Origin of the sequence: Bacillus sp. FF-1, from assembly GCF_028548245.1 — a bacterium.
Lineage (GTDB): Bacteria > Bacillota > Bacilli > Bacillales > Bacillaceae_G > Bacillus_A > Bacillus_A paranthracis.
Map to the genome: position 1 here is coordinate 600,064 of NZ_JAQQGG010000001.1, position 13,593 is coordinate 613,656.

Genomic DNA, 13,593 nt, shown 5'->3' on the forward strand with positions numbered 1-13,593 from the left:
TAATCAAAAGTTAAATACAATTAAACTTTTTGTTGTAATAATTGGAAAGTTGATTATATAATAAGTTTAACACAATTTAACTTTTAAAGGGAGAGTGTCATAATGGAAGATGTAAGTATAGATCAAAATGATTCAAGAATGAAGATTGCAACGAGAAATATCATTTTAATGATGATTGGAAAAATGACGTCTTTATTAGGCGCAGGTATTTATACGTTCGCAATGGGGTTATATGTATTAAAGACGACTGGTTCAGGGATGGGGTTTGCAACTACGCTCGTTTGCGGATCACTTCCAAGGATGATCTGTGGTCCGATTGCGGGTGCTGTAGCTGACCGTGTGAATCGAAAATGGCTTGTCATTGGTACTGATTTATTAAGTAGTTTAACGATGCTTATCATGTTTATCCTTGCTACTATATTTGGACCATCACTTCTTTTTATTTATGTTTCAGCAGCATTATTATCAATTTGTGCAAGTTTTTATTCTGTTGCATTAACTTCGTCTATTCCTAATTTAGTAGATGAGGGGCGTATTCAAAAAGCGAGTGCTTTAAATCAAACGGCAGCTTCTTTATCAAATATTTTAGGACCAATTATTGGCGGAGTAGTATTTGGTTTCTTTTCCATTCAGTCGTTCTTTTTGTTAAATAGTATTACGTTCTTTTTAGCGGTTATTTTGCAATTATTTATTGTATTTGATTTATATAAAAAAGAAGTGGCTGAAAGAAAAGAACATTTCTTGACGAGTATAAAAGAAGGTTTTTCATATGTAAAACGACAACATGAAATATATGGTTTAATGAAAATAGCATTGTGGGTAAACTTTTTTGCGTGTGGGCTAACCGTTGCACTTCCATACATTATCATACGTACATTGCATTTATCTTCAAAGCAACTCGGTACTGTAGAGGGAATGTTAGCGGTCGGGATGCTAATGGGGGCGATTGCTTTATCAGTGCGTAAAGAAGTGAATAATCCGTTTCGTTCTATTTATACTGGACTGTTTTTGTTTGCAGGTTTGAGTTTATGTACAGTCTTCCCGTTGTTAGTTACCATTCCAAAAGTGGCAAGTTTTATTTACTATATTGCCTTTATGATGTTAACTGGTATAGCAATTATGATTGTCAATATTCCGATGCAAGTACATATGCAAAAAACGACAGATCCGAGCTACTTAGGGCGTGTGTTTGGTCTACTTGAAACAATTGCGACTGCAATCGCACCGCTCGGTATGATTGTATATGGATTATTGTTAGACATGTTGCCAACTAGCATTGTTATGATGACAATAGGCGGAGGTTTATTGTTAGTTGTATTAGTTGGAGTAAGGCAACATATGGCGAAAAAACAAGTGAATGTGTCGGCTTAAAAACAAGAAAATAATAAAAATGACCAAATTAGTATTTTAGTTTTTGAAACTCTTTTTCATGTATGTTACAGTATAGTGAGCAGGTAAAGAAAAGGAGACAACAGCATGAAAAAATTAAGTTTTGTTATGCTTTTTCTGTTAGTCGTAATGGCTGGATGTAGTAATTATGACACATATATTGAAACAGGTATGCAATCATTGAAAGATGAAAAATATAGTGATGCAACAATGTGGTTTGAAAAAGCAGAAAAAGAGAAATCGGGAAATGAAGCGAAATCATATAAAGAAATGGCCGAGAAAATGGATAATGGAGCAACGGCATTAAAAGACGGTAAGTATTTAGAAGCGAAAGACATTGCAAATGAAGTGTTACAAATGAAAAAAGACGATGCACTTGAAACAGCTGTAACATCAAATGCAGAGAATATGCTTCAAAAAGCAAAAGATGTAGAAGAGAAAGTAAATGAAAGAGTAGCAAAGCGGAGAAAAGTAGAAGAAGAAGGAATTGATAAACTCATTAAAGCTGTAGATAGTATAGATGATGTGAAAGAAAAGGAGAAAAAAGTTTCAGAAGCATTAGATAAGGCTGAAGAAGCGCAAGCAAAAATTGAAGCGAAGAAAAATAAATAGAGTTATAGCTTAAAAGACTGTCGTGTAAAGCGACAGTCTTTTAATTTTTTGTTGCATAAGAAGTGATGTTATGTAGTAAAAAAGAAATAATTTTAGAATTCCACCTGTCCTCATGATGAATCGTATAAATGTTACGTTGAAATTCAAATTCAGGGATGGGTATGTAGCGTAGTTCATTTCGTTGTACTTCTTGTTCAATAGCAAGTTTAGAAATAAAGGCAACCCCATTACCGTATTTTAAAATTTGTTTCATCGTTTCTAATGAATCTAATTCAATTTCTGATTGGAATGTAATGTTATGAGCTAATATCCATTTTGTAAGTAAATCTCTCGTTGTAGATGGATTACGATGTAGTAATATGCGTTCCTTTTCGATATCTTGTAATGATACATTTTCTTTTTTTGAAAAATGATGTTCTTTGGAGAAAGCAAGAACAAGTGTATCAGGCATTACATTCGTCTGTTTTAAAAGTGATTCATCAAACGGTGCTGCTGAAATTACACCGAGATCAATTTCATGATTTTGTAGCATCGTTCGAATTTCAGGAGCTGTTTTTACCATGAGTGTTATTTTTATATTTGGAAATTCACATTGAAATTGATGAACAATTTCTGGTAAAAGATAAGTCGCTGGTACATAACTAGCTCCAATTGTTATAGCTCCTTTATGAAAATCTTTAAACTCTTGCGTGACTCGCCTAGCTTCTTTCATAAGCGCATCTATTTTACAAGCATAATGATGCAATGCCTCACCAGCCTCTGTTAAGAAATATCTTCCAGAACGTAATTCAAATAAAGGTACACCGAGTTCCTCTTCTAAGCTTTTTATATGGAATGTAATAGTAGGTTGTTTAACACCAAGCTGTTCTGCAACAATCGTGAGCTTTTTGTATTTCTTAATAAGCACTACAATTTCTAATTTTAAGAGATTCATGGCAAGTTGCCCCTTTTTCTTCTAACTATAGAAAAAATCTATAGAAATAAATAGTTTATTAGAAGTTTTTTAATTTAATCTTTACAGTACATTAACATTCAGTATAAATCTTCCATATAGAATGAAAGCAGGTTAAGAGTGAGGGGAGAGGGGTGAAACGATGGATATTAAAATTAGTGGATTAGAAAAATCATTTGGAAAAGTACAAGCGTTAAAGCCGTTACAAATTATGATGAAACAAGGTGAATTCACCACACTGTTAGGACCTTCGGGATGCGGGAAAACGACATTACTTAGAATGATTGCAGGACTGGAAGAACCAGATAAAGGTGAAATATATTTTGGAGATACGTGCATGTATTCTTCTTCTAAAAAAATAAAAACATCTCCTCATGAACGTAATATCGGTATGGTATTTCAAGATTTTGCTTTATGGCCACACATGACTGTATTTGAAAATGTTGCATTTGGTTTAAGAGCTACAAAGCAAACGAATCAATTACGGGAAAAAGTAGAAGAGGCAATAAAGCGAGTTCGCTTGCAAGGGATGGAGAAAAGATATCCGCATGAACTCTCTGGCGGACAGCAGCAACGTGTCGCATTTGCGAGAGCAATTGTAACGAAGCCACATTTCATTTTGTTTGATGAACCGCTCAGTGCACTCGATGCAATTTTGCGAGAAGAAATGCGGTTAGAGCTTATGGATATCGTTCATTCCATTGGTTTAACGGCATTGTATGTAACGCACGATCAAACAGAAGCTATGTCAATGTCAGACCAAATTATTGTCATGAAACAAGGAGAAGTATTACAAAAAGGAACACCAGAAGATATTTATGTGAAGCCATCTCATGAATTTGTTGCAAAATTTGTTGGTAAGGCAAATTGGCTTGTAGAGGGTAAACAAATGGTTCGTCCAGAGCATGTGAGCTGGACAAAAAATGAAGTGTGTGAAATGTATACAGGTGAAGTCCAGCACGTTACATATGTAGGAGAGCGTTATGAAGTGAAAGTAAATATGGGGACACTCGGAATATGGACAGCTTATCACAATAGTAAGATAAGCATCGGAAAGCCAGTATCGTTATATGTACCGAAAAAATGTATTCATCATATAGGGGGAGAATCGTATGAAGAAATTCAGTTCGCTTAAGTCGTTATTTGTATGTACTTTATTATTTTCTGCCGTAGTAACAGGGTGTAGTTCAAAGACAGGTAATGCAGATGCAAAAAGTAAAACTACGAATGAAAAGAAGATTGTTGTATATAGTGCAGGACCAAAAGGATTAGCAGAAAAAATTCAAAAGGACTTTGAAAAGAAAACGGGTATAAAAGTGGAAATGTTTCAAGGAACAACAGGTAAAATTTTAGCGAGAATGGAAGCCGAAAAGAAAAATCCAGTCGTTGACGTAGTCGTACTTGCATCTTTACCAGCGATGGAAGGATTAAAAAAAGATGGACAAACGTTAGCTTATAAAGAAGCGAAACAAGCTGATAAGCTTCGTTCTGAATGGTCGGATGATAAAGGACATTATTTTGGATATAGTGCTTCAGCGTTAGGAATTGTGTATAACACAAAAAATGTGAAGACAGCGCCTGAAGATTGGAGCGATATAACAAAAGGAGAATGGAAAGGGAAAGTGAATCTTCCAGATCCAGCACTTTCAGGTTCAGCTTTAGACTTTGTGACAGGATATGTGAAAAAGAATGGAAAAGATGGATGGAATTTATTTGAACAGCTTAAGAAAAATGAAGTTACAGTAGCAGGGGCAAACCAAGAAGCGTTAGATCCAGTTGTAACAGGAGCAAAAGATATGGTCATTGCGGGTGTTGATTATATGACGTACAGTGCAAAAGCAAAGGGTGAACCAGTTGATATTGTTTATCCAAAAAGCGGAACAGTTATTAGCCCACGTGCAGCAGGTATTATGAAGGATAGTAAAAATGTAAAAGGTGCAAAAGAGTTTATTGATTATTTATTATCAGATGATGTACAAAAACAAATTTCTAAAGCGTATTTATTACCCGGTAGAACAGATATAAAAGCGGAAAATAGACCAAATGTGGAAGAGATTCCAGTATTACATATTGATTGGAAAACAGTTGAGAAAGAACAAGATGAAATAGGAAAACAATTTAAGAAAGTATTTCAATAAGATGGTGATTACATGGTAAATCGATTTGGATCAGTAAGGCAAGTTGGGATGACGGTAGCGTTGTTACTTGTGGCGATGTTAATCGTCATTCCGCTTTTTCTCATTTTACTTTCTAGTGTATATGAAAATAGTAGTTGGAATTTTTTAAAGCCGTTTGAAGTGATGCAGAGTGGTGGATTAGCTGGGATTTTTCTGAATTCGATGCTTCTAGGTGTACTCGTAGTAATAGGGGCAACTATCTTTGCATTTCCACTAGCTTTCATTATGAGCAAAACAGATGTTGGAAAGCATAGCAAGTTAGATATTGTTTTTATGATTCCATTTATGACACCGCCGTATATTGGATCGATGGGCTGGATTTTGTTCATGCAACCGAACGGATATTTTGAACAGTTTTTTCCGATGCTAAAGACGATTTCATCTTCGTTTTTTAGTTTAGGAGGTATGGTTTTAATTATGAGTCTGCATTTATTCCCATTTCTTTACTTCATGTTGAAGAATACATTACTTCAAATTGGGAGTAGTAAAGAAGAAGCGGCAGCAGTTCATGGTGGAAGCTTTTTCTATCGTTTAAGAAAAATAATATTACCGTTATTAGTATCAAGTTATGTAATGGGTGCTTTACTCATTTTCGTAAAGACGATTGCTGAATTTGGAACACCGGCTACATTTGGACGAAGAATCGGATTTCATGTGTTAACATCAGAGATTCATAAATTTATTTCGAGTTGGCCAATTGATTTTAGTAGTGCAACAGCATTATCTTCTTTATTACTTAGTGCATGTATGCTCATTTGGTATATGCAAAACGTATTAAATCGAAAGTATTCATATGCAATGGTTAGTGGAAAAGGTGTGAAATCTAAAAGGTACACTTTGTCTATATATGTGCGCGTTGTAGCATGGGTTTATGTAATTGGTTTATTAATCGTATCAATTGGAATCCCGTATTTTTCTATACTGATTGCTTCTTTGTCAAAATTAAGAGGCGGAGGCTTACAGTTACATAACTTTACAACGAGTCATTATGAAGCATTATTTACAATCGGATCTCCAGGATTAGAAGCTCTATGGAACAGTTTTCTTTTTTCACTTATAACAGCGATTATTGCTGTTATGATTGGCGTCTTTTTAGCACTTATGATTCGAAAGGGGAAAAAGTCCTCTGAAAAATGGCTGGATATGTGCGGTATGTTACCGAACATGGTACCAGGAATCGTAATGGTTGTAGGGCTTATTTTATTTTGGAATTCCCCCTATATGCCCCTGTCCATTTACAATACACCAGTCATGGTAATCGTAACGTACGTTGTTCTTTTTTTACCTTATACAGTGCAGTATGTAAAAGCATCGCTCGGGCAAATTGATGATTCTCTCGTGCAGGCAGGAAGTATTTTTTCTGGGAATTATATGTATATTTTTAGAAAAATAATATTCCCTCTTATTATCCCGGGTATTCTTGCCGGATGGGCGATGACATTTACAATCTCGATAAGGGAGTTAGTAGCATCGCTTCTCGTACTACCTCCATCGGTAGAAACGTCAGCAACATTTATTTTTGCTCAATTTGAACAAGGAGAAGTATCTATTGGAATGGCGATGGCTGTCGTTTCAGTTGGACTTACAACACTATGTTTATTACTTCTGCAGCATATGGAGCACAAACGAAAAGGGGTAGCATGATGAGGGTAGAAGTATGGGGAGGAGCGGGAGAATACGGTCGCTCCTGCTACTTCGTAAAAAATAAAGAGACAAAAATATTATTTGATTGTGGTATTAATCGGTCATATAAGGATAGTTATCCAAAAATAGAACGAGAAGTTGTACCGTTTTTAGATGCAGTATTTTTGTCACATATTCATGAAGATCATACGATGGGCTTACCTTTATTAGCGAAGTATGGATATAAGAAAAAAATATGGACAACTCGTTATACGAAGGAGCAACTCCCAGCTTACTATGAAAAATGGAGAAACTACAATTTGGCGCAAGGATGGCATGTACCTTATACCGACCAAAATGTGAAAGATTTAAATTATGTATATATTGATGAGATTAGCAATCCGAATGAATGGGTACAGATTACTCCTACATTGCGTTTTCAATGGGGGTATAGTGGGCATGTATTAGGAGCTGTTTGGTTTTTAGTGGATATGAGTCATACATATGTATTCTATTCTGGCGATTACTCAGCAGAGTCTAACATATTGCGAGCTAATTTACCTGAGAAGTTGCACGGCGATATAAAAGTCGCAATCGTAGATGCCGCTTATCATACTGATGATGTTTCGCAACATGAACGAATAAACGAACTATGTACAGAAATTGAACGCGCCGCCGGGAATAAAGGGATAACATTACTACCATTGCCCCCCCTTGGTAGGGCGCAAGATATCGTATTGTATTTATATAAAAAATATAAAGAACTCCCTATTATAGTAGATCAAGAAATTTTGGATGGATTTCAACAGATGTTCGCATATAAAGATTGGATCAAAAATAATGAAGAACTTGAAGAGCTAATGGAGAGTTTAAAAAGAAACATAATAGTTATGGATGATGACAGCGGTACGCAACATAGTTATGGAATAGTTGTAATGAGTGATGCGAATATGCAAACGAAGCGAGCGCAGTTATATTATGAACAACTTCGGCATGACGAACGAAATTCTATTATCTTTACTGGACATATTGCGAAAGGGAGTTTTGCAGAAAAAGTTTTGAAGGAACGTGTAGGTAAAGAATGTAGGGTGAAGCGAGTTCCATATAAAGTTCACCAAAGTATAAGAGATGTGAAAGAGATGTTAAATACATTATCACCAGAACATACGGTGTTAGTACACGCTTTGAAAGAGGATACGGATCGATTACAGAAAAAGCTTAGCACCGCAGGGTATGAAAATGTATATTCACTTACTATGGAACGAATAGAAGTCATTTGAAATGTAAAGGGGATAGGTATATGAAAAGCGTATTTGTATTCGTAAGTATTTTCTTTTGTTGTTTCCTTTATAACGTTAAGGAAGGATTTGCCGCTAGTCCAATGACACCTAGTTTTGAAGTGAAGTTATTATTAAAGCCAGAACAAGTACTAGGTCCTAACAAAGAGATGAAGCAAGATGTACTAGAGCATTTCCAGGCTGGTACAAATTATGAAAGAATACAAGTACAGTTTTTAGATACTGCAAATAAAAATTTAAGTAATGAAGGCTGGTTTGCCAGAATACGAAAGAAAGAATTTAGTAAAGATTTTGAGCTAACATATAAAAAAAGATATCCTATTCCAAATGGTGTAATTCAAGATGCACTAGAAGTAGCTAAAAAAGAAGGATTCGATAGTAATACGGATAGTTATGAGGCGGAAATAGACTGGGGATTTGAAAAGAAAACGTTAAGTATTTCAAATAAGAAAAGTTACAGTGCGAAAGGATATGGAGTACTTGATTTACCAAACGAAAAAGCTGCTCAAAACATGTTAGTAGAAAAGTTACCAGGGAAAATGAACAAATGGTTGTATACGAATTGGGGAGAAGAGATGTTAAGGGATTCCCGTATTTACGGTCCTGTATTAATGAAACGGTATACAGGGGAGTTTGAAAATAGTAAAACGAATATTGAAGTGTGGCCACTAAGTAATACAGGGAAAATAGAAGATGATTTCGTAATAGAAGTGTCGTTTAAAACAAATGAGGAAAGTATTGCAAAAGAAAAAAGAGAATTATTAATGAAGAGTTTAGAACAAAAAGGATGGCTGTTACCAAAAGATAGTTTGAAGACAGAGCTTATTTTTCAGTAAATAGTAAAAAGGAATCCATATGCCATGGATTCCTTTTTATATATGAGTATTAAGCTAAATCATGTACAGAGATAATAAAGTTGTTTAATTTACAATAAAGTCATTTAAAAAATAATATAGTTGTTTAAAAATCCTTCTTCTACTAACGAGGCAGGTTAGTGGAAGAAATAGCAAGTGGGTTTAACTAGGAGAAGTGTCGATGACATTAAAGAAGACACCGAGGTGTCTTCTGTTTTTTAAATTAAAAATATCGATAAATTAGGATTTATTTACTTAACATTATACTTATTTTTGGACCGAGGCATCTAATCGCTGAGTATATACAAACCAAGTAATGCTTGTTGTTAATAATGTTGACGAAATTAAAGCTGTAAGAACACTATATGTTTGCCAAATAAGTATCGTTGACCAATCGAAGGCAAAAAACATTATACACTGGGCAATCGTAGCGATTAGGAAAATAATTGTTACGATTGTTCTCTTTTTTGTCATCGGCTGCTGCTCATTCGTTTTCCTTTTTCTTAATCCTAAGAAAAATAACAGAACGGCTAATAGGCAAAGAATAATTGTGGTAGACGACAAAATGATGTCCAAAAGCTGTGTGCCGCTTATCTCATATGACTGAGTTAGATTGCCGTTTAATATATTTTTAACTTTTAGTACCAGGTTTATATTGGTATTTGCGCCGTTGCTCAGTAAGCAGATGGCTGTTCTTTCATTTGGCAGTATGGCTACTTTGGTACTAAAATTTGGATTACCCCCATTGTGTTCTATAAACGTTTGTTCGGCGTTTACCGACCAACCTGCCGCATAATACATATCATTGACAGCCGAAACAGACATATCACCCCTATGTGATTTTTCGATGGCCCTGTGAAATATTTCGGGTATGTCCTGCACGATACCCATCTGTATGCCCATCCAACGCGCCATATCTTTTGTATTAGAAATGATATAGCCGGCAGGTTTATTCCCAGCATAATCCGGAGCGTTAAATGGAGTTGTTATAAAAAAAGAAGAACGGTAGCCCTGTGCTAACTGTCCAGTGGCTTGAGCATCTTCTTTATAAACATACGTCTGGTGAAGACCTAAGGGTAGAAATACCTGTTCCTTCATAAAGTCTTCATAGCTTTGTCGTGATACAATCTCAATAACTAAACCCAATACATCATAATTAACGGTTCCATAGTTATATTGTTCACCGGGAGAGAACGCCAATTCTGCATCTACCAGCGTTTCCACAGTCTTTTGCAACATATCAGGCGTATTACCTTGTGGAATATTTTGAGTATGTCTAATATTTGTTAGGCCGCTGGTATGGTGAAGAAAATTATTTAGTGTAAGGTTTTGCATATCAACAGGTTTACCTTGATACTTTAACGTAAACCAAGGTAAATATTTTTGGATAGGATCAGTCATTGATAGCAGCCCTTGCTCTTCCAATAGCAAAATCCCCATACCAGTAAAAGCTTTACTCACCGAGGCCAACTCATAGAGTGTATTTTCACTTGCAGACAATCCCTTTTCAAGATCTGCATACCCAGAAGAAAAGTAGAACACTTCACCATCAGCAAGTATTGAGATTGACATTCCAGGCACACCTGATGTACGACGGGCATCATCTAGCAATGCTTGTATTGCCTCAGATTTCGAATCTGACAACGCATAACTTTGTGATGCGAATCCTGGGAATAATATAAATATCGTTAATACAAAAACAATAGTCTTTTTCATACACTCTCCTTTTTGAAGAATTATAAGGATATAAATAACTTATTTTTATAACTATAAACTAAATTCTAATTTACCTTTCTATTTACCTATATAATATGAAATAATTGTGAAGAGTTACACTTAAACTAACGGGGGCGTTAGTTCAATAAGAAGTAAACAACTTTATTATTCGTTTTTTAAGCATTACATAAGCAGATGGATATAATTTGAAACAACTTTAAAGAGGCTTGCTGCATATAGAATGTAGTAAGCCTCTTATCTTTTTTAGTCAAAATTCAATAACTTTATTATCACTATACAAATCAGCTGACACGAACATATCACTATTTTGAAGATTTTTAGAGCGTAAACTATAAGCAACTACCTTCTTTTTATATTGTTTTACAACATCAACATGCTCTTCATGACTGTAAATATAAAATGTGAAATCTTTTTTACCACGTTTTGCATGGATAATTAAAGGAGTGCCTTCATTATGGGGTGGTGCATAATAGCGATCTAAAAATAAACCTTCGTTAAAATCATGAATAATTTTTGATTTCTGTTCGCCTTCTACGTTATTTCCGTGAATTGTAATAGTCACATTCTCTTCTTCAAGTTTTGGATGTGTTTCGTACTTGCTAATAATGGATTCAATAACAGTGTTAGGAAGGCTAGAAACGATAATTTTAAATGCTCCAAATACAACTAACATTACAATAAACCAAGTCGTCATAGTATATCATCCCCTTTATTCTATTTAATAATATAACTCATATGGTAATAGTACATATGGTGAAGTTTTGTATAATTTGTGAAAAATTTTCCTGTTTTTGAACGTTTTTTAACAAATGGAGCTTTGTAAAGAATGAGAGGGAATATTTGGTATGATAAAAGTGTAGAAGCTTTCTATATATTATAAGGGGGTTATGAAATGGGGAAATTAGATGGTAAGGTTGCTTTTGTTACAGGAGCTGCGATGGGGAACGGAGCTGGAATTGCTCATGTATTTGCAGAGCTAGGGGCGAAAGTATTACTTGTTGATATTTCAGAGACAGTTCATGAGACAGCCAAAAATATTGTAAGTAAAGGGTTAGATGCTGCAAGTTATGTAGTCGATGTAGCTGATATGGATGCTGTAAAAGAAGTAGCGAAAGATGCATATGAGAAGTACGGAAAGATTGATGTGTTAGTAAATAACGCCGGTGTTATTCGACTTGCAAATTTTTTAGATATGTCAGATGAAATGCGTGATTTTCAATTTCAAGTAAATATTAATGGGGTATGGAATTTTTCTAAAGCGGTATTGCCATATATGGTTGAGAAAAATTACGGAAAGATTGTGAATATGTCTTCTGTAACAGGAACATTGGTTGCTGATGAAGGTGAAACTGCATATGCAACGACGAAAGCAGCAATTTGGGGATTTACAAAAGCGTTAGCACGAGAAGTTGCAAAACATCATATTACCGTAAATGCAATTTGTCCAGGTTACATTATGACACCAATGGCAGAGCAAATAGCAAATGAATCTGATCCAAATGAGCCGAGTAATGTAATCGATGGAATTGCTTCAGGTGTTCCTTTAGGACGTTTAGGGAAAATTGAAGAAGTAGGTCAGTTAGCAGGTTTTTTAGCATCCGATGAATCAAGCTACATAACAGGTACACACATTGTCATTGATGGTGGTAGTACATTGCCAGAAACGGTTTCAGTGGGTGTAAAGTAAAAGGATTATGAATGAGAGTTTTAGTTCTTTGAATGATAACGCTAGAAGAAATCTGAAAGAGATTTCTTCTAGCATTATCATGTTATGTAATATTATTATTAGAAAAATCAATTTTGTTACAAAAAGTTGAAATTGAAGTATTTTAAAAGAAAAAGGTTTATAATAAAAATATAACTAATAACCACATTACTAATTATAAGGAAGTGTAACTATGAGTACTGTAACAATCGTGTATGGTATTATTCTTTCCACAATTATCGTTTTATTTTTCGTTGGGGTTTCACGTTACATTCACAAATGGAAAGAAGGCGTTGCGAAATTAAATCACATTGAAGAAGAACTTAGTGATTTAATGTTACATCATGGTAAGTAAAAGGTTTATTTTTAGCTAAATAATGTGAAGGATATCACAAAACATGTTCTCATTATGAGGCATGTTTTTTTGTTATGTGAATGATAGGCACATTCATACATTTTTTCCATACGATACAGTGTGAAAGCCGAAATGTTCGGAGTGGAAAAGAGGGATAAAATGAGTAGTTCAGGTTATGTTCCAGATAATAAAAATTTAAAGAAAAGTTCAGGAACTCCAAATCTTTTCTTTGATTCACGAAAAAATATCTTTTTTAAGAGGAATGAGAAAAACGTTGCATATGAAGTTACGTCAACGCAGTTACCAGCAATGATAGGTGGTGCGTTTGTTGATTTATTTATGACAAAAGGGCATATGCGGGAACCACATTGGCATCCGAATGCGTGGGAATTGGATGTTGTAGTATCAGGAGAAGCAGTTACATCCATCTTAAATCCCGAAACGAATCAATTGCAAAATTATCATGTGAAAGCGGGGCAAACTGTCTTTATTCCAATGGGATGGTGGCATTGGATCACAGCGGTAACAGAAGAAGTGCAATTACATTTGTTCTTTAATAACGATCAGTTTGAAACAGCAGAAGGATCAGACATACTTAGATTAACACCGCCAGAAGTATTTCAAGCTGCATATGGTGTAAGTGCAGAAAAATTAGAGAAGGACCTTTCGCCAATTAAGGAATCAGTTGTAATTAGTCCTACTAACTCAAATCGAATAAATAGTGTGAAAAAAAGTGACGAATCAAATATAGTCGTTACGTTAAATGGACAAATAACATCATGTGAAATAGAGTAACTCTTTCTTTTTAGGAAGAGTTACTCTATTTGTATAATTTTGTAATTTAATTCGTTATAATTATGAGATAGAAGGGAATGTATTAGAGGGGGTATA

The 13,593-nt window shown here is 34.8% G+C and carries 13 protein-coding genes; 10 read left to right on the forward strand and 3 right to left on the reverse strand.

Going from position 1 to position 13,593, the window contains the following annotated elements:
* Positions 1-102 precede the first annotated feature (102 nt).
* Both PQF83_RS03225 and PQF83_RS03230 read left to right on the forward strand, forming a co-directional pair.
* The gene (locus PQF83_RS03225) at positions 103-1,371 is read left to right on the forward strand and encodes an MFS transporter (RefSeq protein WP_000390434.1); all 1,269 of its coding nucleotides are present in this window, start codon (positions 103-105) and stop codon (positions 1,369-1,371) included.
* Positions 1,372-1,476: 105 nt separating this feature from the next.
* Positions 1,477-2,001 carry a DUF4398 domain-containing protein gene (locus PQF83_RS03230; protein WP_000736435.1) on the forward strand — a complete coding sequence of 175 codons (525 nt, stop codon included), beginning with the start codon at positions 1,477-1,479 and terminating at the stop codon, positions 1,999-2,001.
* 40 nt (positions 2,002-2,041) lie between these two features.
* Here PQF83_RS03230 and PQF83_RS03235 read toward each other — a convergent pair whose 3' ends face one another.
* Entirely contained in the window at positions 2,042-2,935 is an 894-nt protein-coding gene (locus tag PQF83_RS03235; RefSeq protein ID WP_001050628.1) for a LysR family transcriptional regulator, read from the reverse strand.
* Positions 2,936-3,095: 160 nt separating this feature from the next.
* Between PQF83_RS03235 and PQF83_RS03240 the strand changes: the two genes are divergently transcribed.
* From PQF83_RS03240 to PQF83_RS03260, 5 genes are read left to right on the forward strand one after another with little or no spacing between them, the layout of a single operon-like run.
* Positions 3,096-4,088: an ABC transporter ATP-binding protein gene (locus PQF83_RS03240; protein ID WP_000351825.1), complete on the forward strand. Its 993-nt coding sequence runs from the start codon at positions 3,096-3,098 to the stop codon at positions 4,086-4,088.
* Complete coding sequence (locus PQF83_RS03245; RefSeq protein ID WP_000714696.1) at positions 4,066-5,091, forward strand: ABC transporter substrate-binding protein; 1,026 nt, start codon at positions 4,066-4,068, stop codon at positions 5,089-5,091. The genes PQF83_RS03240 and PQF83_RS03245 overlap by 23 nt, the downstream gene beginning before the upstream one ends.
* A 12-nt stretch (positions 5,092-5,103) precedes the next feature.
* Positions 5,104-6,774: an ABC transporter permease gene (locus PQF83_RS03250; protein ID WP_000248129.1), complete on the forward strand. Its 1,671-nt coding sequence runs from the start codon at positions 5,104-5,106 to the stop codon at positions 6,772-6,774.
* Positions 6,771-8,033 (forward strand): MBL fold metallo-hydrolase, encoded by a 1,263-nt coding sequence (locus PQF83_RS03255; RefSeq protein WP_033671937.1) that lies wholly within the window; start codon positions 6,771-6,773, stop codon positions 8,031-8,033. The genes PQF83_RS03250 and PQF83_RS03255 overlap by 4 nt, the downstream gene beginning before the upstream one ends.
* Positions 8,034-8,053: 20 nt before the next feature.
* A complete protein-coding gene (locus PQF83_RS03260; protein ID WP_000843592.1) occupies positions 8,054-8,887 on the forward strand; it encodes a hypothetical protein in 834 nt (277 codons plus the stop codon).
* Between the two features lie 285 nt (positions 8,888-9,172).
* Here the strand turns inward: PQF83_RS03260 and PQF83_RS03265 are convergent, their stop codons facing one another.
* Positions 9,173-10,621 carry a serine hydrolase domain-containing protein gene (locus PQF83_RS03265; protein WP_000751379.1) on the reverse strand — a complete coding sequence of 483 codons (1,449 nt, stop codon included), beginning with the start codon at positions 10,619-10,621 and terminating at the stop codon, positions 9,173-9,175.
* A gap of 268 nt (positions 10,622-10,889) precedes the next feature.
* Positions 10,890-11,336 carry a YfmQ family protein gene (locus PQF83_RS03270; protein WP_000214587.1) on the reverse strand — a complete coding sequence of 149 codons (447 nt, stop codon included), beginning with the start codon at positions 11,334-11,336 and terminating at the stop codon, positions 10,890-10,892.
* 198 nt (positions 11,337-11,534) lie between these two features.
* Here PQF83_RS03270 and ucpA point away from each other — a divergent pair, with 198 nt between their 5' ends.
* The 3 genes from ucpA to PQF83_RS03285 all read left to right on the forward strand — a co-directional run bounded on the left by ucpA (position 11,535) and on the right by PQF83_RS03285 (position 13,497).
* Entirely contained in the window at positions 11,535-12,329 is a 795-nt protein-coding gene (gene ucpA, locus PQF83_RS03275; protein WP_000517016.1) for an SDR family oxidoreductase UcpA, read from the forward strand.
* A gap of 211 nt (positions 12,330-12,540) precedes the next feature.
* Positions 12,541-12,702 (forward strand): hypothetical protein, encoded by a 162-nt coding sequence (locus PQF83_RS03280; protein WP_000109006.1) that lies wholly within the window; start codon positions 12,541-12,543, stop codon positions 12,700-12,702.
* 159 nt (positions 12,703-12,861) lie between these two features.
* A complete protein-coding gene (locus tag PQF83_RS03285) occupies positions 12,862-13,497 on the forward strand; it encodes a cupin domain-containing protein (protein WP_000098971.1) in 636 nt (211 codons plus the stop codon).
* The last annotated feature ends 96 nt before the right edge of the window (positions 13,498-13,593 follow it).